This is a genomic window from Aequorivita sinensis (assembly GCF_006346335.1).
In the GTDB taxonomy this organism is placed as follows: Bacteria; Bacteroidota; Bacteroidia; order Flavobacteriales; family Flavobacteriaceae; genus Aequorivita; species Aequorivita sinensis.
This window is the reverse complement of the sequence record NZ_VDMC01000003.1, coordinates 118094-138631: the sequence shown is the minus strand read 5'-3', so window position 1 is coordinate 138631 and position 20538 is coordinate 118094. Positions and strand designations below refer to the sequence as shown.

The 20538-nt window shown below is 34.2% G+C and carries 18 protein-coding genes and 1 other RNA gene; 9 read left to right on the top strand and 10 right to left on the bottom strand.

The features are described 5' to 3' along the window. Positions 1 to 66: 66 nt before the first annotated feature. Entirely contained in the window at positions 67 to 1455 is a 1389-nt protein-coding gene (locus FHP04_RS06350; protein WP_139855163.1) for a TlpA family protein disulfide reductase, read from the top strand. 88 nt (positions 1456 to 1543) lie between these two features. On the opposite strand, the gene fsa is transcribed toward FHP04_RS06350, so the two are convergent. The 4 genes from fsa to ffs form a co-directional block, all read right to left on the bottom strand. Next, positions 1544 to 2197 carry a fructose-6-phosphate aldolase gene (fsa, locus tag FHP04_RS06345; protein ID WP_139855162.1) on the bottom strand — a complete coding sequence of 218 codons (654 nt, stop codon included), beginning with the start codon at positions 2195 to 2197 and terminating at the stop codon, positions 1544 to 1546. A gap of 63 nt (positions 2198 to 2260) precedes the next feature. Then, positions 2261 to 2740, bottom strand: coding sequence for a hypothetical protein (locus FHP04_RS06340; RefSeq protein WP_139855161.1), 480 nt, complete (start codon positions 2738 to 2740; stop codon positions 2261 to 2263). Between the two features lie 111 nt (positions 2741 to 2851). Continuing rightward, complete coding sequence (locus FHP04_RS06335; protein ID WP_139855160.1) at positions 2852 to 3658, bottom strand: SDR family oxidoreductase; 807 nt, start codon at positions 3656 to 3658, stop codon at positions 2852 to 2854. Positions 3659 to 3848: 190 nt separating this feature from the next. After that, positions 3849 to 3947: signal recognition particle sRNA small type (ffs, locus tag FHP04_RS06330), an RNA gene on the bottom strand. An 87-nt stretch (positions 3948 to 4034) separates the two neighbouring features. Between ffs and FHP04_RS06325 the strand changes: the two genes are divergently transcribed. Then, positions 4035 to 5078 carry a glutaminyl-peptide cyclotransferase gene (locus tag FHP04_RS06325; RefSeq protein WP_139855159.1) on the top strand — a complete coding sequence of 348 codons (1044 nt, stop codon included), beginning with the start codon at positions 4035 to 4037 and terminating at the stop codon, positions 5076 to 5078. Between the two features lie 175 nt (positions 5079 to 5253). Continuing rightward, complete coding sequence (locus FHP04_RS06320; protein WP_139855158.1) at positions 5254 to 6783, top strand: hypothetical protein; 1530 nt, start codon at positions 5254 to 5256, stop codon at positions 6781 to 6783. A gap of 76 nt (positions 6784 to 6859) precedes the next feature. Here FHP04_RS06320 and FHP04_RS06315 read toward each other — a convergent pair whose 3' ends face one another. The 3 genes from FHP04_RS06315 to FHP04_RS06305 all read right to left on the bottom strand — a co-directional run bounded on the left by FHP04_RS06315 (position 6860) and on the right by FHP04_RS06305 (position 9447). Beyond that, positions 6860 to 7357: a lipocalin-like domain-containing protein gene (locus tag FHP04_RS06315; RefSeq protein WP_139855157.1), complete on the bottom strand. Its 498-nt coding sequence runs from the start codon at positions 7355 to 7357 to the stop codon at positions 6860 to 6862. A gap of 161 nt (positions 7358 to 7518) precedes the next feature. Next, positions 7519 to 7998: a nucleoside deaminase gene (locus FHP04_RS06310; protein ID WP_139855156.1), complete on the bottom strand. Its 480-nt coding sequence runs from the start codon at positions 7996 to 7998 to the stop codon at positions 7519 to 7521. A 174-nt stretch (positions 7999 to 8172) separates the two neighbouring features. Next, positions 8173 to 9447 carry a serine hydroxymethyltransferase gene (locus FHP04_RS06305; RefSeq protein ID WP_139855155.1) on the bottom strand — a complete coding sequence of 425 codons (1275 nt, stop codon included), beginning with the start codon at positions 9445 to 9447 and terminating at the stop codon, positions 8173 to 8175. A gap of 286 nt (positions 9448 to 9733) precedes the next feature. Here FHP04_RS06305 and fahA point away from each other — a divergent pair, with 286 nt between their 5' ends. Then, positions 9734 to 11014 (top strand): fumarylacetoacetase, encoded by a 1281-nt coding sequence (gene fahA, locus FHP04_RS06300; protein ID WP_139855154.1) that lies wholly within the window; start codon positions 9734 to 9736, stop codon positions 11012 to 11014. A 154-nt stretch (positions 11015 to 11168) separates the two neighbouring features. Continuing rightward, positions 11169 to 12350, top strand: a complete 1182-nt coding sequence (locus FHP04_RS06295) for a hypothetical protein (protein WP_139855153.1) — start codon at positions 11169 to 11171, stop codon at positions 12348 to 12350. A 29-nt stretch (positions 12351 to 12379) separates the two neighbouring features. Here FHP04_RS06295 and ytxJ read toward each other — a convergent pair whose 3' ends face one another. Then, a complete protein-coding gene (ytxJ, locus tag FHP04_RS06290) occupies positions 12380 to 12772 on the bottom strand; it encodes a bacillithiol system redox-active protein YtxJ (RefSeq protein WP_139855152.1) in 393 nt (130 codons plus the stop codon). A 228-nt stretch (positions 12773 to 13000) separates the two neighbouring features. Between ytxJ and clpB the strand changes: the two genes are divergently transcribed. Further along, positions 13001 to 15601, top strand: coding sequence for an ATP-dependent chaperone ClpB (gene clpB, locus FHP04_RS06285; RefSeq protein WP_139855151.1), 2601 nt, complete (start codon positions 13001 to 13003; stop codon positions 15599 to 15601). Positions 15602 to 15654: 53 nt separating this feature from the next. Here the strand turns inward: clpB and FHP04_RS06280 are convergent, their stop codons facing one another. Both FHP04_RS06280 and FHP04_RS06275 read right to left on the bottom strand, forming a co-directional pair. Then, positions 15655 to 16185, bottom strand: coding sequence for a hypothetical protein (locus FHP04_RS06280; protein ID WP_139855150.1), 531 nt, complete (start codon positions 16183 to 16185; stop codon positions 15655 to 15657). A 249-nt stretch (positions 16186 to 16434) separates the two neighbouring features. Continuing rightward, positions 16435 to 16620 carry a CsbD family protein gene (locus FHP04_RS06275; RefSeq protein ID WP_139855149.1) on the bottom strand — a complete coding sequence of 62 codons (186 nt, stop codon included), beginning with the start codon at positions 16618 to 16620 and terminating at the stop codon, positions 16435 to 16437. A 156-nt stretch (positions 16621 to 16776) separates the two neighbouring features. Between FHP04_RS06275 and FHP04_RS06270 the strand changes: the two genes are divergently transcribed. From FHP04_RS06270 to FHP04_RS06260, 3 genes are all read left to right on the top strand, one after another. Continuing rightward, complete coding sequence (locus FHP04_RS06270; protein ID WP_139855148.1) at positions 16777 to 17331, top strand: SixA phosphatase family protein; 555 nt, start codon at positions 16777 to 16779, stop codon at positions 17329 to 17331. A 66-nt stretch (positions 17332 to 17397) separates the two neighbouring features. After that, a complete protein-coding gene (gene smpB, locus FHP04_RS06265) occupies positions 17398 to 17865 on the top strand; it encodes an SsrA-binding protein SmpB (protein ID WP_139855147.1) in 468 nt (155 codons plus the stop codon). Between the two features lie 134 nt (positions 17866 to 17999). Next, positions 18000 to 20483, top strand: coding sequence for a DUF5686 and carboxypeptidase regulatory-like domain-containing protein (locus FHP04_RS06260; RefSeq protein ID WP_139855146.1), 2484 nt, complete (start codon positions 18000 to 18002; stop codon positions 20481 to 20483). Positions 20484 to 20538 lie beyond the last annotated feature (55 nt).

Genomic DNA, 20538 nt, shown 5'->3' with positions numbered 1-20538 from the left:
CCTTCATTTAACATTAACCATCAGAAGGCTCTGCTATCTTTGTGTGTTAATCTAATTTTGTCTCATTTGTTTAGAAAACTACTCCTTTTACTTTCTGTTCTTGCACTGTTCTCCTGTAAAAATAAGGAAGAAAATACTGTGCAATCTACCTATATACGTGGGCAGATTATAAATCCTACGCTAGATTACGTCATATTTTCTAAAGGAAACATCGTTTTAGATACGATTCCTCTAGACGAAAATAACTTCTTTGAATATTCTACCGACAAAATTAAAGCTGGATTACATCTTTTCAGTCATAGTGAAGGTCAGGTATTTTACATTGAACCTGGCGATAGTTTATTAATACACATCAACACTATAGATTTTGACGAATCATTAGCTTTTTCAGGAAAAGGCGGGGACCAAAATAACTTACTGATTGAGCTTTATCTAAAAAATGAGAAGGAAAATCAAAATCTTCCAAAATGGTATTCCCTTTCTTCGGAGGAATTTCAAGGCAAAATAGATTCTTTAAAAGCTAGCAAACTTCAGAGCTATGAAGAATTTATAGCAAATAATAAAGTTTCTGAAAGTTTTAAAGACATTGCGCTTTCAAACATTGAATATGATTATTATTCAAAAAAAGAATTATACGGAGCTGCGAATAGAAATACTCCTGCTAAGTTTTCTGATGATTTCTTTAATTACAGAAAAAACATAGATTTCAATAAGGATGAATTGAAGTTTTATTATCCATATTATCGTTTTCTAAATCGATATTTTGAAAACATGGTTTGCACAAAGTACAATGAAAATGATGTAATAGATCGAAATTCATTCGATTACAACTACAAAAAAATCCATATTATAGACAGTGTAGTCGCTTCAGATTCTATTAGAAATAGACTTTTACGCTACAATACGATCATGTATCTCTTTAATGCACAAAATGAAGAAGAAGAAACTCGACTTTTTGAAGCATACAAAAAGATGAATACGGATAAAAAATATTTGAATGAAGTTGAACAAGTTTATAATGCTTCAATTCAACTCATCAAAGGGAAGAAAATCCCTAATGTTCTATTGGTTAATACCGAAAATGTATTAAATGAATTAACCAATGTTATTAATGCCCCTACTGTGTTGTTTTTCTGGAGAGGGCAGCCTGCAATTCAGCACAGAAACTTGCATAAACGCGCTTCCGAGTTAAAAGCTAAGTTTCCACAATATGATTTTATAGGTGTAAATACAGACACGCACTTTAAAAGATGGAGAGACATTGTTTACAAATCTAAATACGATTCTAAGTTTGAATATCAGATAGAAAATCTAACTGATGCAGAGAAAAAATTCATATTAAGATATATCAATTACGTAATTGTTATCGATAAAGATGGAATTATTTTGGATGGTAAAACCAATATGTTCAACATAGATTTTGAAGATCAATTACAAGCTTTCCTAAACGAATAACGCTTTAATAAGTTGTTTTGAAGCAACATATTAAAGCGTTATTATTTTATTTTAGAGTTCTCCTACTTCAATATTTACTGAAGTCTCATTAATTTCCTTTTTTATAATCTTCAAGAAACTTTTCTAAGCCAATATCGGTTAGTGGGTGTTTTAGCAACCCTTCTATTGAAGACAAAGGACCGGTCATAACATCCGCTCCTATTTTAGCACAGTTAATTACGTGCATCGTATGGCGAACAGATGCTGCTAAAATCTCAGTTTCGAAGCCATAGTTATCATAAATTAGTCTAATATCTGCTATCAATTCCAATCCATCAGTTGAAATATCGTCAAGTCTTCCTATAAAAGGAGAAACATAAGTCGCTCCAGCTTTTGCAGCTAATAATGCCTGTCCTGCAGAAAATACCAAGGTACAATTTGTGCGAATACCGTGGTCGGTAAAGTATTTTAATGCCTTTACACCATCTTTAATCATTGGAATTTTCACAACAATTTGCGGGTGTAACTCGGCAAGCTCCTCACCTTCCTTCACCATACCTTCAAAGTCTGTTGCGATTACTTCTGCAGATACATCTCCATCTACAATGTTGCAGATATCTACATAATGCTTTAAAATATTATTTCGGCCAGTAATGCCCTCTTTAGCCATCAACGATGGATTAGTAGTTACGCCGTCAAGCACACCTAGGTCTTGTGCTTCTTTTATTTGGTCGAGGTTGGCGGTATCAATAAAAAATTTCATAAAAGTGGTTTCAAATTAATTATTGTAAAAATAGTGAAGAAATGATTGATAGATAGATATTAATTAGTTTTTATTAAGCCCACAAGTAATATTATAGGTTCCGATTATTAGCGTAATATCTGGGATTACCTTAAAGAAATCATTTTCAATTTTATTAACCAATTCGGGACAATCCTCAATAAAAGGAAATAATATTGATTTCGCTTTATTACTTCCAAACCTGCTTGTCTCAATTTTAGTCAATTTTTCCTGATTTTTATCTCGAATGAAATATTGATAATCCGTATTGTATTGATTATTTGTTATTTGTTGGTAGAGTTCTAATTTACCAATGACGATTTGTTCAACAATCTGAAGTTTTTTATCTCCTATAACCGGAAGGAAACGTAGCTTAGTTATACTTCCAGATTCTTCAGTTAATAATACTGAGTCAAGTAGTTCAATCTTTATTTTGTTATAGCTGTCACCAACTTTTTTGTAATATTTGAAATTTTTATTATTGTAAGTCCCTCTCATTTCAGAAATTACTTCACCAGATTTCAAATAGATTGTACATGGTCGTGTGATTTGTGAAAAGGCAATTAAAGGTATTGTTAAAGCTAAAAGAAAGATATAAAATTTTAGTTTTATATTATTTGTATTAACCTTAAAATATCACTTCAACCCGTAATGCTTCAAAAGCATTCGTTCGTAAACTCTATCTGGCAATACACGTTTTAAAACAATAGAAAATTTTTGCAAAGGAGCTCCTACCTTATAGTGTATCTTAGGGTTTGGGGTTTCAATAATTTTATGAACTACTTTTGCCATTTCTAAGGGATCACCGCCATTATCTACATGTTCATCCATCATCTTTAGGGTGCTTCCGTAATCCCTTTTATAAGGTGAATCATCCAAAACTGGAGCGTGATATCTACCTGCAGCAATATTAGTAGCGAAATCACCTGGAGCTATATTGGTCATTTTTACACCAAATTGCAATGTTTCCATTCGCATTGCCTCTATAGTAATTTCTAAAGCAGCTTTGGTTGCAGAGTATATTCCACGATATGGAAGCCCCATGTACCCAGCTATAGAGGTGATATTTAATATATGTCCTCCTCCCTGTTCTCGCATATGTGGCATCACAGCCTTAATCACATTAATTGGCCCGTAAAAATTGGTTTGAAAAGCCTTTTTAATTTCAGATTCTGGAGTCTCTTCAATAGGCCCAGTGATTCCAACACCGGCGTTATTTATAACAACGTCAATCCTTTTTGATTTGTCGATTATTTCAGAAATAACAGCCTCAATAGATTCAATATCGTTTACGTCCATCTTTAATAACGGAAATACCGAACTTGAAATTCTATTAGGGTTTCTACTTGTTCCGTACACTTGGTAACCACGTTTTGATAAATATTCGCCAATAGCTTTACCAATTCCTGAAGAACCGCCTGTGATGAGTACTGTTATAGACATAAAATTTTGTTGAAAAGCAAAGGTGCGTTTATGCAATCAGTTTTCCAAATAGTTTTTGCAAAAAGACACTAGAACCAAAACTGCTGTGCTGTAAGAAAAAGGATGAGTTTGAGATATTTTTTTAGAATCTATTCTGTTTCCCTTCAGAACTGTTTTGAGCTACTTTCAGAACGAAAGTTTATTGCATAAAAAATGGCAAGCTACCTACATCACACCGCTACGACCATTTACCTTTGCTGCGTTCCCGCCCTGGAGGATTCAACAGGAGCTGGTTGTGTAGGACTTGCCGCTGCAAAGATAAAGCTTTTTCAAGTTTTTCCAAGTATTTTCACATTTCAATTTTAATAAATACCTTGCAGAAAAATTATCGTGAATCATGAAAATCTATAACGCTTTAATTCCTACACTCTTACTGCTTTTTTTAGGTAGTTGCGGAAATAATTCTGAAGACAAAAAAGATGCTTTTTCACTCGAAATTAACGAGCCGAAGAAGACATATACCACCGAAGATGTTATTTCTTTGACATTAAACAACAAGAAAAGTTTAAAAACAGATTCTATCGCCTACTTTTTAAACAATGAGAGACTTGAAGTTTCAGGGAAAACGGTTTCTCTTTCTGGACAAAAACTGGGAGAAAAAACGTTATTAGCTAAAATTTACAGCGATGGTGATGAATATGAAGCATCAACAAAACTCCTTATTTTATCTTCAATAAAACCGAAGCTATACACATATAAAGTTATTGAAACCTATCCGCACGATATAAATGCATATACTCAAGGTTTAGAGTTTAATGGTGACATTCTATACGAAAGCACAGGGCAGTACAAAGAATCTACCCTTAGAAAAACCGATTACAAAACGGGTGAGGTTTTACAAATGGTAAAACTTGCCGATCAATATTTTGGCGAAGGACTTACCATATTGAACAACAAAATCTACCAACTTACTTGGAGAGAAAACACAGGTTTCATCTACAATTTGGAAACTATGGAACAAACTGGAACTTTTGTTTATGGCAAAAGTAAAGAAGGTTGGGGACTATGCCAGGATGGTGTAAACATCTATAAAAGTGACGGAACAGATAAAATATGGACCTTAAACCCAAACACACTTGCCGAAAAAGACTATATCGAGATTTTTACAAACACTAGTAAAATCAGCAGTGTTAACGAATTAGAATGGGTAGAGGGAAAAATTTACGCGAATGTATACCAACAAGGTTCAATCGCTATTATCAACCCTAAAAATGGGGCGGTAGAAGGAGTAATTGACCTTACCGACCTTAAAGATAAAGTGACGCAGCACCCAAAACTAGATGTCCTAAACGGGATTGCTTATAAAGGTGAAGAAAACATACTTTACATTACCGGTAAAAACTGGGATAAGCTTTTTAAAGTTGAGATTATTGAAAAGTAAAAACCGTTATAATTTTAAGTAACTATTTTTCAACCACGAATTCACTAAACAAATTGTGAATTCGTGGTTGATTTTTTTTACAATAATATTTTACAAAATATCCTTTCAAAACTTCTTTTAGCATTACAATAATAAGCTTCATAAAAAGTTATATTTTTACCAAAACTTTATTTGAATGAGGTATTTATACGGATTGGCAATTTTGAGTTGCTTAGTGCTATGGAGTTCGTGCCGAAACGACTTTGAAACTGTTGCAAGTACTGGAAAATTAGAATTTTCGAAGGACACAGTTATGTTAGACACTATTTTTTCTAACATTGGTTCTAGCACATATAATTTAAAGGTTTATAACCGAAGTGATGAAGACATCAACATTCCTACTGTTCGATTGAAACAAGGAGAATCTTCAAGTTACCGACTTAATGTAGATGGTATGCCTGGAAAGGTATTTGAAGATGTTCAGATACTTGCCAAGGACAGTATTTTCATATTTATTGAAACCACTTTTGACGTAACGGGAGTACCTACAAATCCTAAAGAGTTTCTTTATACAGACCAACTTCTTTTCGATACCGGCGGCAATGAACAAAAAGTAGAATTAGTTACTTTAGTGAAAGATGCTGTTTTTTTATATCCTGAAAAATATGAGGACGGTACTTACGAATCTCTCAACTTGGGTATGCACAGTGATGGTAATGATATACTTGTAAAAGGATTCTTCCTTGACGACGACGAGCTTACATTTACAAATGAAAAACCCTATGTAATTTATGGCTATGCAGCTGTGCCAAGTAATAAAACACTTATGGTTGAAGCTGGTGCTCGTGTTCATTTTCACGCAGGAAGCGGAATTATAGTTGCTGAAAATGCTACTATGAAAGCTATGGGTGCACCAAGCTTGGACCGCGAAGCAATGGAAAACGAAATTATTTTTGAAGGCGATAGATTAGAACCTGGTTTTGCTGATGTTCCTGGACAATGGCTTACCATTAGATTCACAAGTGGAAGTGTAAATAACGAATTCAATTACACAACTATTAAGAATAGTACAGTTGGATTATTACTGGAAGACAGTCCTGTTACTTTAAAAAACGTACAGATTTACAACAGCGCGAACGTTGGTTTATTAGCGCGAACTGGAGTTATTGATGCTGAAAATATGGTAATAAGCAATAGCGGACAATCATCATTAGCAATACAACTTGGCGGAAGTTATGAGTTTAGACATTCTACATTTGCTAATTACTGGAACAATGGATTCCGCACCTTCCCTACAGTTTCATTAGACAACAGTTTAGAAACTGAAGAGTATATTTTTGTAGCGGATTTAGTAAAAGCTAATTTCACAAACTGTATTATCTATGGAAGTGAGCGTCGTGAATTTTCATTATTAAAAAATTCGGAAGCTGATTTCAATTTTAACTTCACCAATTCATTGTTGCGTTTTGAAGATCCTACAGGTGAATTTAACGACAACCCAATTTATGATTTTGAAAACCCTCAATATTATACCGATTCAAAGTTCAATATAGAACCTATGTTCCAAGACACTGCGCTTAACAATTACAATATTGAAGCCGGAACTTCAGGAGCTGACAATATTGGTAAAAATAATGTAAGCCCCAACATAGATTTAAACGGGAATTCTAGAAGTACTCCTCCAGATGCAGGAGCTTATGAGGCTACTGTTTTTCCTGAACCTTAAATTTTAAAACATTTATTTTCAACAAAAAACCCATCTCTAAGATGGGTTTTTTACTGCACTATTTTTAATAAAATTGTTATTTAACCTTCAACCATTTTAGTTTTAATCTTGAATTTTTTCTTTCTACCGGTTGCATAATTAAAGTATCGCCAACAAAGTAAAACCTTCTTTCGGCTGTAAGTCCAAATTCGGAAGGGTTTGAATGCGAGAGTTTGTAATGAGATACAATACTATCTGCTTCAGAAACTTTATAATTCCCCATATAATAATAGGACTTAGTAATGTGTTTTAAAGCTTCTAATGAAATGGAATCTGTAAAATTTGGAAATTCTACTCCTGCACTTTCGTATCCTTTATCGTAAAGATGAAGTGCTACATGATTGTTGTTATCGTATAAAAGATAACCATCCATCCCACCGCGGTAATGACCCCAAGTATTAGTTGTACTATCGCGCACCTTCATACTTTCCAATTTCCAAAGACCCGTAATTGATGGGCTGGTAAGTTTTTCGTTTTGACAGGAAATCGCAAACCATAAAACTCCGGCGGCAACGATGTATTTTATTTTCTTCATTTATTAAAAACTCAATTCGAAATAATTCGTAAAAAGCAAATATTAAATTATATATTCTTTAATCTGGGATTTGCCGCAAGGTCTACTTTTGACTTTGTAGTTATAGTTAATTGCTCTAGAAAGTCGTAGATGATATTGAAAATCTTGTAGAAGGGGATAATTTAGTAATCCACCCTACCCTCTTTATCTTCCCATTTATTAAAAACGACTCTACCTTCTTCTCTGTTCAGATTGATAAATTTCACGTTTCTATCTTCAATATTCTTATCTATTTCATCATAAATAAAATGGTCGTCGAAACCTATTTCAGCTGCGTCTTCTTTAGTACAAGCATAATACACAGCTTTTGGTCGAGCCCAGTAAATCGCACCTAAACACATAGGGCAAGGTTCGCATGATGTGTAAATAATACAATCATCCAACTGAAACGTATTCAGCTTTTCACAAGCCTTACGAATAGCTACAACCTCAGCGTGAGCAGTAGGATCGTTACTAGATGTTACTTGATTATAACCTTCGGCGATAATTTCACCATTCTTTACTACTATCGCTCCAAAAGGACCACCAGCATCAGCATTCATCCCTTTTTCAGAAAGTTCAATCGCTCTATTTATAAATTTTTTATCATCTTCTGTAATCATTTCAATTTATTTTTAAAAAATAGTTCTAATTGTTTTTAGTAACTATTAGAAAATTTATCTATCGATTTAATTTATTCAGGTTTAAGTCTAAAAAAACCAATAATAAAAAAACAACTCTCCAACTATACCTAGAAATATTTCAGGGAAAATTAGAGAGTTGTTTTCTAGGAGTTATTACATCTTAAAAAGTGGTAAACCAGACATCATCTCGTTAACCTCTTCGGCAATGCTCTCTAATTTAGCTTCGTTATCGTGATTCATAATTACCTCATCAATCAAGTCGACAATTTTGCCCATATCTTTTTCAACCAAACCACGTGTTGTAACGGCTGCAGTTCCAACTCTAATTCCACTTGTTACAAAAGGTGATTTATCATCAAAAGGCACCATGTTTTTATTTACTGTAATATCAGCTTTACTAAGTGCTTCTTCTGCCTCTTTTCCAGAAATATTTTTATTTCGAAGGTCAATAAGCATCATATGGTTATCTGTACCACCTGAGATAAGATCGTAACCTTTATCAACAAAATGCTTTGCCATTGTAGCTGCATTTTTCTTCACTTGTACCATATAGTGCAAGAACTCATCTGTTAATGCTTCACCAAATGCAACTGCTTTAGCCGCGATAATATGCTCTAATGGCCCTCCTTGGTTTCCTGGGAAAATTGCACTATCCAAGATACTACTCATTTTACGAAGTTTTCCGTTTTTCAGTTTAATACCAAATGGGTTATCAAAATCTTTCCCCATTAAAATCATACCTCCACGAGGACCGCGTAAGGTTTTGTGTGTTGTAGTAGTTGCAATATGGCAATGAGGTAATGGATCCCCAATAATACCTTTAGCAATAAGACCTGCTGGGTGAGCTATATCTGCAAAAAGGATTGCTCCAACTTTGTCGGCAATCTCGCGAAAACGCTTGTAATCCATTTCACGTGAGTACGCAGATGCTCCAGCGATTATCATTTTTGGCTTTTCTCTCAGTGCGATTTCCTCAACCTTATCGTAATCGATTAGTCCGGTTTCTTTTTCAACACCATAGAAAACAGGGTTGTAAAGTTTACCAGAGAAGTTTACTGGTGAACCGTGCGTAAGGTGACCACCGTGAGAAAGGTCAAAGCCTAAATATTTATCGCCTGGGTTTAAGCAAGCTGCAAAAACTGCTGTATTTGCTTGCGAACCACTATGTGGCTGCACGTTTGCATATTCAGCTCCAAAAAGTGTTTTTGCACGATCAATTGCTAGTTGTTCAACTTCATCAACAATTTCACAACCTCCGTAATAGCGCTTACCTGGATAACCTTCAGCATATTTATTAGTTAAAACTGATCCAGCAGCTTCCATAACTTGGTCGCTTACAAAGTTCTCTGAAGCTATCAGCTCCAAACCATTTTTCTGTCTTAGTTTTTCCTCTTCTATAAGTTCAAAAATCTGTTCGTCGCGTTTCATAGTAAAATTTTATTATTTGAAATAAGGGTTAAAACATCTGTTTATTTTCAAAAAAATTAAGCTCTTAAAACCTTTTATGAAGCTAATATTTTTTTTGAAAGTTAATTAATTCCAAAAATAGCAAATCCAATTGGTAACTGTCGTGAAATATATATATTTGATGAAGAATTTAATGAACAAAACATAAGTTACAAACTATTCTTATTCCATAATTAATTCCTTGAATTTCAGTAATTCGAATAATTTTTACTTAGTTTTATTTCACAACTATAAAAGATATTAAAAAATGCCTATAACAGCTAATGACCCTAATCGAAAAACCTGGCTCGAAACTAATCCAGATACAGATTTTCCAATTCAAAATATCCCTTTTGGCGTTTTCTTAACCAGAGATGATATTATTACTATCGGCACCCGTATAGGAGACTATGCTATAGACCTAGGTGCTTTACATCAATTAGGCTATTTCAAAGGAATTGACCTTACTGATGATATTTTTCTTCAAGACACATTAAATGATTTTATAAGCGACGGAAGAAAAACTTGGCGTTTGGTACGTAACCGAATTGCCGATATTTTCGATAAGGAAAATCCTGAGCTTCGCGATAATGAAAATCACAGAAAGCACATTCTATTTACTATGGATGAAATAGAAATGCAGCTTCCTGTACAAGTAGGAGATTACACCGATTTTTATTCAAGTAAAGAGCACGCAACAAATGTGGGAACGATGTTTCGCGGAAAAGAAAATGCTTTAATGCCAAACTGGCTTCACATCCCTGTTGGATACCACGGAAGAAGTTCGTCTATTATACCTAGTGGAATTAATGCTCGTAGACCTTGGGGACAAACTATGCCTGAAGGAGCTACCGAACCTGTTTTTGGTCCGTCAAAACTAGTTGATTTTGAGCTTGAAATGGCTTTTATCACTACTGATGCCAATGCTTTAGGTGAACCGATTCCTGTAAATGAAGCTGAAGATTACATTTTCGGATTAGTACTTTTCAACGATTGGAGTGCTCGTGATATTCAAAAGTGGGAATATGTTCCTCTTGGACCATTCTTAGCGAAAAACTTCGCTTCTTCTATATCACCTTGGATTGTAACTTTAGATGCACTTCAACCTTATAAAGTAGAAGGTCCAAAACCTGAAAGAGAACAGCTACCTTATCTTCAGTATAAAGGAAAGAAAAGCTACGACATCAACCTTGAAGTTTATATCGCTCCAGAGAATGCAGCCGAAACAAAAGTTTCTACTTCCAACTTTAAATATATGTATTGGAATATGGCTCAGCAACTTGCGCATCATACTGTAAATGGATGTAATGTAAATAGCGGTGATATGATGGGAAGCGGAACTATTTCTGGACCAACTCCAGATTCTTATGGTTCAATGCTAGAACTTACTTGGCGCGGTGCTAAACCTATCACTCTTTCGGATGGTACGGAAAGAAAGTTCATAAACGATAACGACACCGTAATTTTAAGAGGATACTGTAAAAATGACAAAGTGCGTATTGGCTTTGGTGAATGTAGAACAAAACTACTTCCAGCGATAAAGCAATAAAAATTCAATTTTATTAAACCACGGAAACGCTAAAATGATAATATATTAGTGTTTTCGTGGTTTTTTATTTACCCCAATTAATATACGATTAAGTATTTATCTAAAAATTGGTACTACTATTGTATTTTAGCTTTCACAACTAATCCAAATTATTATGAAAGCTTATTACATTCTTTTATTTACAGCACTTTTAAGTTTTTCTTGTAATAGCGTAAAACGAACTGAGAGATTTGTTTCTCAAGGGAATTACGATGAAGCTATAAATCTTGCGGTTAAAAAACTTCAAAAAGATAAAACTGCTAAAGAATTCGACACACACATCAAACTTTTAGAAGTTGCATTTTTAAAAGCTACGGATAGGGACTTGCGTGAAATTGAGTTTCTTAAAAAAGATAAATCAACTTCGAGTGCTAAAAAAGTCTACTACTCATACCTAGACTTAAAAGATCGCCAAAATAAAATTCGCCCCCTCCTACCGCTACACAGTCTTGAAATGGGACGGAAAGCAAACTTCGTTTTTTCCGATTATTCAAATGAAATACTCAATTCAAAAGAAAATTATCTAAATGCTCTATATCAAGAAGCTCAATTATATTTAAATAGTAATTTGAAAAAAGATTTCCGTAGTGCATTCAATGTTTTATGTGAAATAGACGAAGTGCAACCAAATTATCGGGACGTAAAAAAACTAAAGGAAGATGCTCATTTTTATGGAACCGATTTCGTTTTAGTTGAATTAAACAATCACACAGGACAATTTATCCCATTTAGATTGGAACAAGATTTATTAGATTTTAACACCTACGACTTAAATGAATTTTGGAAAGAATATCACGGAAAACCTGAGCAAGGTATTAACTACGATTTAGGTATAGATCTGAATTTTCAAACAATTCAAATTTCTCCTGAACGTATTTCAGAAAGACAATTCACTAGAGAAGAACGTGTAAAGGATGGTTACGACTACAAATATGACAGAGGTGGAAATATTATAAAAGACAGCCTTGGCAACCCAATAAAAATCGATAAGGTTAAAGATGTTTCGGCCTTAGTAACTATTACCACGCAACAGAAAAGTGTGTTTGTTGGAGGTGAAGTAGTCTATAAAGACTTAAACAATAGAAGGAGGATAAAAAACTTCCCTCTTTCAGCAGAATTTATTTTTGAAAATGTGTTTTTAAAATACCGTGGAGACAAACGTGCATTATCTAATGAAGATATGCAACTTCTAACCAATCATTTTATAATTTTCCCAAGCAACGAACAAATGGTTTTTGATGCTGGTACAGTTATAAAGGAGAATTTCAGGGAAATTCTAATAAACAACCCATTTTAAATAAAGTAGTTAAAAGTACTAAACTATAGTTAAATAAATTTTGTGAGGTCAGCAGCATCAATGCCGTTATGTGAATCGTGGTGCACCACTACCCCATCTTTAATTACAATAAGCTGTGGGCTTTCGTGGTTTACTTTAAAACGTGTTGCTATTTCATTTGAAATATCGCGATTTTGCAACAAATCTAGAAAATACAATTTTAGCTGATCGTCATTTAAGCTATAATTTTTTTCGAACATCTTTAGGACGCCACGACTCACACCACATCGAGTGGAGTGTTTAAAAATTGCAACTGGTTTTGTTTTAGACTGTGCTACTAAATCGTCTAATTGCTCTATTTTACCTAAAACGTGCCAAGGAGTTTCTACTATTTCCTCTTTAGCAGCATCTCTTGGTGATTTAAACATATCAAATAGTCCCATAATAATTTCTTTTTTACAAAGCTACAAGTTCTATTGTCATAAATATCTAAATGAAATGATAAAAGCTAAAAACAACGGTCATAATGTCTGTTAAATGACTGATTATTACAGACATTTTGTCTTAATTTTATAATGGCTTTGTATTTGTAATTCGACTAAGCACAATAACTTTCGCTCTATAAACGAAGCCGAAAGAAATAAACAAAAAGCAAAAAAAGAATATTATATATGAACTTTAACAATTTTACCATAAAAAGTCAGGAGGCCATCCAAAAAGCGCAGCAAATAGCGCAGGGATTTGGCCATCAGCAAATTGAAAACGAACACATACTCAAAGCTATATTTGAGGTGGATGAAAATGCCACACCATTTATTTTAAAAAAATTAAATGTAAACCTTGTTACCCTTAAACAGATTTTAGAAAAGCAACTAGAAAGTTTCCCTAAAGTTTCTGGTGGTGATATTATGCTTTCACGTGAAGCCAATAAAGCTGTACTTGAAGCGAGCAATATTGCTAAAAAAATGGGCGATGAATTTGTTTCTATTGAACATCTTCTATTGGCAATTTTAAATTCTAAAAGTGCTATTGCCCTAAGTCTAAAAGACCAAGGAGTAACCGAAAAAGGGATGAAAGCTGCTATTCAGGAATTACGAGGTGGCGAAAAAGTAACTTCACAAAGTGCTGAAGAAACCTATAATTCATTAAACAAATACGCTAAAAACCTGAATCAACTAGCTCGTGATGGCAAGATGGATCCAGTAATTGGTCGTGATGAAGAAATAAGAAGAATTCTACAAATTCTTTCTAGAAGAACTAAAAACAACCCAATGCTTGTTGGAGAACCAGGAACTGGTAAAACTGCAATTGCTGAGGGTCTTGCTCACAGAATAGTGGACGGGGATGTACCTGAAAATTTAAAGACTAAAGAAATTTATTCATTAGATATGGGTGCGTTAATCGCCGGAGCCAAATACAAAGGGGAATTCGAAGAGCGATTAAAAGCTGTTATTAAGGAAGTAACTTCAAGCGAAGGAGACATTGTTCTTTTTATCGACGAGATACATACTCTAGTAGGTGCTGGAGGTGGACAAGGTGCAATGGATGCCGCGAACATCTTAAAACCAGCATTAGCCCGTGGTGAATTACGTGCAATAGGAGCAACAACGCTTGATGAATACCAAAAGTATTTTGAAAAAGACAAAGCCTTAGAGCGTCGATTCCAAAGAGTTGTTGTAGATGAACCTGATACTGAAAGTGCAATTTCAATATTACGAGGAATTAAAGAAAAGTACGAAACCCACCATAAGGTACGCATTAAAGACGAAGCCATTATTGCTGCCGTTGAACTTTCAGAAAGATATATTACAAACCGTTTCCTTCCAGATAAAGCCATTGACTTAATGGATGAAGCAGCTAGTAAACTTAGAATGGAAATCAACTCTAAGCCTGAAGAACTAGATGTTTTAGACAGAAAGATAATGCAACTTGAGATTGAAATTGAAGCGATAAAACGTGAAAACGACGAAGTTAAGTTGAAGTCTCTACATTCAGAATTAGCCAATTTAAAAGAAGAACGAAATGAACTTAATGCAAAGTGGCAAAGTGAGAAAGAAGTAGTAGATAATGTTCAGAATCTGAAAAAGGAAATTGAAGAGTATAAGCTGGAAGCTGAACGCGCTGAACGAGATGGCGATTTTGGAAAAGTAGCAGAGCTTCGTTACGGAAAAATTAAAGAAGCCCAGGAAAAGCTTACCAAACTTGAAACGCAATTGGCGGAAAATGACGAAAGCACATCTTTAATTAAAGAAGAAGTTACTCGAGAAGATATTGCTGAAGTTGTTGCAAAATGGACTGGAGTTCCAGTTACCAAAATGCTTCAAAGTGAACGTGAAAAACTATTAGTTTTAGAAGATGAGCTTCACAAACGAGTAGTTGGTCAACACGAAGCAATAGTTGCAGTAAGTGACGCCATTAGAAGAAGCCGCGCAGGATTGCAGGACGAAAAAAAACCAATTGGTAGTTTCTTATTTTTAGGAACAACTGGTGTAGGTAAAACCGAGCTAGCTAAGGCCTTAGCTGAATATCTATTCGATGATGAAAGTGCCATGACGCGAATTGATATGAGTGAGTATCAGGAAAGACACAGTGTGAGCCGCTTAGTTGGTGCACCTCCAGGATATGTGGGATATGACGAAGGTGGACAATTAACCGAAGCTGTACGTCGTAAACCTTATAGCGTGGTGTTGCTAGACGAAATTGAAAAAGCACACCCTGATACATTTAATATTTTATTACAGGTTTTGGATGAAGGTAGGTTGACAGACAACAAAGGACGATTAGCAGATTTCAAAAACACCATAATTATTATGACTAGTAATATGGGTAGTCAGATAATTCAAGAGCGTTTTGAAGCGGTGAAAGATCCGGATACTGCAATGGAAGGTGCTAAAACTGAAGTATTAGCATTACTAAAACAAACAGTTCGTCCAGAATTCTTAAACCGAATTGACGACATTATAATGTTTACACCACTCTCAAGAACAGACATCCGCAAAATTGTGGAACTTCAATTGAAAGGTGTGTCTAAAATGTTGCTGAAACAAAATATTGTTTTAGACGCTACACCTGAAGCTATCGATTATTTAGCGGAGAAAGGTTACGACCCTCAATTTGGAGCAAGACCAGTGAAGAGAGTTGTACAGCGAGAAGTTCTAAACGAGCTATCTAAGGAAATTCTCGGAGGAAAAATAACTACAGAAAGTATTATACTGCTAGATAGTTTTAATGATAATCTTGTGTTTAGAAACCAAGAGAATATAGTAGAATAATTTAGTATTACTATTCTATGAAAATCCCCCAAGCGAAGGTTTGGGGGATTTTTTTATCTAGTTTTAAGTTTTACATGAAGTTCATATTCGCCCTCAGCCAATCCATTTGCTCCTGTCACACCAATTACCACTTGGAAAGGATTTGCAATAGCCGTTAAATTTTTTACTGTACGCGTATGATTCTGAGTTCTTCCTCTTTTTTTAAAATCCCATTTATGTTCAGCTTCACAACTCACGCAACTGTATAAATTAGGTACTATATTTTTCTCCGAAACTGTTCCAACTTGATATGCGTAAATGCTAAAATTAGCTCTACGATTTTTAGGAACCACCGTTACTTCCATTTCGGAATAAGCCGGTAAATCGGTATAATATAACACATGATTTCCTGTAAATTTATTTTTTTGCGTTTCTGGGAAACATGCATTATTACTTTTCCACGCCCAAGATAAATCCTCCATAGGCTTACCTTGATTAAGGTTTCCTTTCAAAATACCATTGCCATTTTGAAAATATATAGGTTCTTGACAGTAAGATTGTAGCGAAATAAATAGAAACAAAAGTGCAAGTGAAAATATTTTCATTTTATTATTAATTTAAATGGTTAGTGCAGTTTTAATATCAAAATTTCTATAAAACTATTAACTAATTTATTCTTTAGTACGCTTATTTAGTGAACACCTACTTTTTATTTAGTGAATAAAAAATAAACTGCTAGAAGCTGCTCTGTATTTGTAGAAAAATTAGACACAACAAAAAGCCCATCAAAATTCTATTATTGAATTTTGATGGGCCTGGCTTTAAATAAAGCAGTAACTATAGTTTAGAAATAACTACCACTTATCTATCATATCCTTTAATTGTTCTTTGGTTTTACCCGTTTTCTCTTGAAGGCGACCAAGTAATTCATCAGACTTTCCTTCAGCGTACATTAAATCGTCATCGGTAATGTCTGCAAATTGTTGCTTAAACTTACCTTTTACTTGATTCCATTTTCCTTTAAACTGATCTTCGTTCATAGCTTTTTGATTTTAGTTTAATTAATTATTTTTTTTGATACTATAAAATTACATGTCTTCCCTGAGATTTTATATTAATGAAACCCTAAAGGTTCTTTGAATTAAGTTATAACTTTGCTAACAAGTCTTAAATGATGTTATTTAAAACACAGCACTATGAAGCAATTTTTATTATTATTAATTTTTACGTCGCTTTTTACATTTTGTGGGCAACAAAAAGATAAAAACATAAATGAACAGTCTTCAGAGGAAACTAATGAAGTAAAAACCCCACTATATAAAGCAACATATTATTTAATTCGTCATGCCGAAAAGGATAGAACAGATCCTGAAAATGAAGATCCTAGTCTTAACATAGATGGAATGATGCGTGCAAAAAATTGGGCGAAATATTTCGAGACAATCAAAATAGACGAGATTTACGTAACTAAATACATTAGAACCAAGCAGACAGTTTCCTTTATTGCTCAGCAAAAAGCAATTTCTCCTAAAACTTACAATCCAAACACATTATACTCTGAAGACTTTCTAAAAGAAACCAATGGTAAAACCGTTATCATTTCGGGCCACAGCAATACTACCCCTATGCTGGTAAACAAACTTATAGGAGAACAAAAATTTAAAGACATGAATGATAGCGATAATACAACACTTTTTAAGGTATCTATCGATGGAAACAACCGAAACGTAGAGACTTTTAAAGTGGAATAACATCTTCTTTTCGGATTTTATAATAAAATTTAGAAATTCTTCTTTATTCATTCTATTTTTGCATCTATGGCAATTCAGAAAAACGTAAAAATTAAAAATCGTAAAGCTAGGTTTGAGTATGAGATTCTCGATACTTTCACTGCAGGCATTGTTTTACGCGGAACCGAAATAAAAGCCATCCGAGAAGGTAAGGCCTCGATTGCTGAAAGCTTTTGTGAATTCAATAGTAAAGGTGAACTCTTTGTCATAAACATGACTATTCAAGAGTATAGCCACGCTACTCATTACAACCACAGCCCTAAAAGTGAACGTAAACTTCTTCTCAATCGAAGTGAATTAAAGAAACTTGAAAAAGAAGTTAAAAACTCTGGATTAACCATTATACCATTAGTGCTTTTCACTAATAACAAAGGGTTAGCTAAAATAGATATCGCTCTTGCTCGAGGTAAAAAACTATACGACAAAAGGGAAACCATAAAAGAAAGAGATACCAAAAAACAACTTAGCAGAATTAAGAAATCCTTTAATAATTAGTTGTTTTCACAGTTTTAGCATCTTCGTATTCTTCTAACTAAAAGAAGTTTTGATTACATTTCCGATAACAATACTTTAGCAAAATGTAAACTTTTTTATTAGTATTTTGCAATAACTAATCTTCCAAAATACTGATGAAAATAAAATTACTTCTTCTAGTTTTCGTATTAATTTCAACAACTATTTCTGCTCAGATAGTAGGAAAAGTAACCGACACTAATGGTGAACCACTACCCTATGTCAATATTTATCTTCAAAATAGCTATATAGGAACTACAACAAATGACGACGGTAACTACTCTTTAAACGTATCTGATAAGAAAGAATACAAAGTTTCATTTCAGTTTTTAGGTTATAAAACGTTAACCAAAAATATCACGGCTGCATCTTTTCCTTATATCTTAAACATATCACTTGAAGAAGAAACAACAAGTTTAGATGAAGTAGTTGTAGATACTTCAGAAGACCCCGCCTATCGCATTATTCGCAAGACAATTGAACAGCGTAAAGAAAACTTAGAAAAACTAAGCGAATACACTGCCGACTTCTATTCGAGAGGACTGTGGCACGTGAAAGATGTTCCAGAGAAAATTTTCGGACAAGAAGTTGGTGATTTTGATGGGGCGCTAGACAGTACACGTACAGGAATAGTTTACCTATCGGAAACTATTTCGGAAATAGCCTATCAAAAACCTGACAAATTCACTGAAAAAATTATTGCAAGTAAAGTAAGCGGTAATGATAACGGATTTAGCTTCAACAGTGCGCAAAGTGCAAATATTTCATTTTACGAAAATACGGTAGAACTAAATGCTGCTCTTGTTTCGCCAATTGCAAATAATGCCTTAAGCTATTACAACTATAAACTCGATGGAGTTTTTTATGAAGGCACAAAGCTTATCAATAAAATTAAAGTTACACCTAAACGCCCTAAAGACCGAGTATGGCATGGATATCTTTATATAGTTGAAGAGGATTGGCAACTTTACGGCGTAGAACTCTCTACTACAGGAAGTGCAATTCAGATACCTTTTGTAAGTGATTTATTGATTAAGCAGAATTATAAATACGACACCGATAATGATTTTTGGGTTAAGCTTTCTCAAACTATCGATTTTGGGTTTGGCCTTTTAGGAATGAAAGGAGATGGCCGTTTTATTGCTGTTTATAGTAATTACGATTTTAAACCTGAATTCACTAAAAAGTCATTTACCAACGAAGTACTTTCCTTTAAACCAGAAGCTAATAAAAAAGACAGTCTATTTTGGAAAGGAATTCGTCCAGTGCCACTAACCAATGAAGAACTTAAAGATTACATTAAGAAAGACAGCCTTCAAGTATTGAGAAGCTCGAAGAAATATTTAGATTCTATAGATGCTAAATCAAATAAACCTGGAGTAATGAGCCTATTAACCGGCTATACTTACAAAAACTCATACAACAAGTGGTCGGTGGGATACGAAGGGCCAATAAGAGGGGTAAACTTCAACACTGTACAAGGATGGAACAGTAAAGCTGGATTAACTTTCTTTAAATGGTACGATGATAACCAAACAAACACGCTATCGGCAGCCGTTAGAGCAGATTATGGAATTGCCGAAGACCGACTTCGATTTACAGCTGGCATTCTTAGAAACTTCAATTGGAAGAACAAGCTGCGTTTTTCACTCTCAGGAGGAAGCAAGGTTGCTCAGTTTAACGATGAGGAGCCCATATCTCCACTAATAAACACAATCGCCACGCTTTTCTTTGAAAGAAATTATATGAAGCTTTACGAGCTTAATTACGGACGTCTGGCCTATAGTCAGGAAGTTTTTAACGGACTGCACTTATATGCATCTGTTGCCTATGAAAACCGTCAACCGCTCTTTAACAATACCGACTATGTTACAATTCCGAATAAGGATGTAAGTTACACAAGTAATAATCCCCTATTTCCAAACGACTTCACCAATGCTGCAATTTCAGAACACAACATTGTAAAGAGTAAGTTACGAGCTCGAATTAATTTCGCTCAAAAGTATTTTTCAAATCCAGATATGAAATTTAATATTGGTGATAATAAATTTCCTGAACTGAATATTTCAGTAGAAAATGGAACCGCTATTACTGAAAGCTACTACGATTATACCCACTTAGAAGCGAGTTTAAATCAATCAATTTCTTTAGGAAATAAAGGTCAATTTTATTACAATTTAAAAGGAGGAACCATCGCAAACGGTGAAGGAATTTCATTTATAGATTACAAACATTTCAACGGAAATCAAACAAGAGTGGGCACTTCGCCAAATTATACTAATGTATTCAACCTAATGCCCTATTACGAATTCAGCACCAATAAAAGTTATTTTGAAGGGCATTTAGAACACGACTTCCGCGGATGGATTTTAGGTAAAATTCCAGGAATAAATCAGTTAAACCTCAACTTAGTGGCAGGAGCACATTTTTTAAGTACTGAAGAAAGAAAGCCTTATTCCGAAGTTTCAATCGGTATCGACAATCTTGGTTTTGGAAAATTTAGACTCCTCCGCGTAGATTATGTTCGCTCCTATTACAACGGTGGTAGTCAAGGCGCTTTCATATTTGGTTTGAAGTTTATAGACCTTTTAAGACTATAAGCATTCAATCTATCTAAATCATTATTAGCGTATTATCTTTTTTGTTATATATTTC

What these genes read in the sequence shown, in the direction of transcription:
- fsa (WP_139855162.1), bottom strand. Translation starts at nt 2,197, where the DNA reads ATGAAATTTTTTATTGATACCGCCAACCTCGACCAAATAAAAGAAGCA.
- FHP04_RS06335 (WP_139855160.1), bottom strand. Translation starts at nt 3,658, where the DNA reads ATGTCTATAACAGTACTCATCACAGGCGGTTCTTCAGGAATTGGTAAA.
- FHP04_RS06325 (WP_139855159.1), top strand. Translation starts at nt 4,035, where the DNA reads ATGAAAATCTATAACGCTTTAATTCCTACACTCTTACTGCTTTTTTTA.
- FHP04_RS06320 (WP_139855158.1), top strand. Translation starts at nt 5,254, where the DNA reads ATGAGGTATTTATACGGATTGGCAATTTTGAGTTGCTTAGTGCTATGG.
- FHP04_RS06315 (WP_139855157.1), bottom strand. Translation starts at nt 7,357, where the DNA reads ATGAAGAAAATAAAATACATCGTTGCCGCCGGAGTTTTATGGTTTGCG.
- FHP04_RS06310 (WP_139855156.1), bottom strand. Translation starts at nt 7,998, where the DNA reads ATGATTACAGAAGATGATAAAAAATTTATAAATAGAGCGATTGAACTT.
- FHP04_RS06305 (WP_139855155.1), bottom strand. Translation starts at nt 9,447, where the DNA reads ATGAAACGCGACGAACAGATTTTTGAACTTATAGAAGAGGAAAAACTA.
- fahA (WP_139855154.1), top strand. Translation starts at nt 9,734, where the DNA reads ATGCCTATAACAGCTAATGACCCTAATCGAAAAACCTGGCTCGAAACT.
- FHP04_RS06295 (WP_139855153.1), top strand. Translation starts at nt 11,169, where the DNA reads ATGAAAGCTTATTACATTCTTTTATTTACAGCACTTTTAAGTTTTTCT.
- ytxJ (WP_139855152.1), bottom strand. Translation starts at nt 12,772, where the DNA reads ATGGGACTATTTGATATGTTTAAATCACCAAGAGATGCTGCTAAAGAG.
- clpB (WP_139855151.1), top strand. Translation starts at nt 13,001, where the DNA reads ATGAACTTTAACAATTTTACCATAAAAAGTCAGGAGGCCATCCAAAAA.
- FHP04_RS06280 (WP_139855150.1), bottom strand. Translation starts at nt 16,185, where the DNA reads ATGAAAATATTTTCACTTGCACTTTTGTTTCTATTTATTTCGCTACAA.
- FHP04_RS06275 (WP_139855149.1), bottom strand. Translation starts at nt 16,620, where the DNA reads ATGAACGAAGATCAGTTTAAAGGAAAATGGAATCAAGTAAAAGGTAAG.
- FHP04_RS06270 (WP_139855148.1), top strand. Translation starts at nt 16,777, where the DNA reads ATGAAGCAATTTTTATTATTATTAATTTTTACGTCGCTTTTTACATTT.
- smpB (WP_139855147.1), top strand. Translation starts at nt 17,398, where the DNA reads ATGGCAATTCAGAAAAACGTAAAAATTAAAAATCGTAAAGCTAGGTTT.
- FHP04_RS06260 (WP_139855146.1), top strand. Translation starts at nt 18,000, where the DNA reads ATGAAAATAAAATTACTTCTTCTAGTTTTCGTATTAATTTCAACAACT.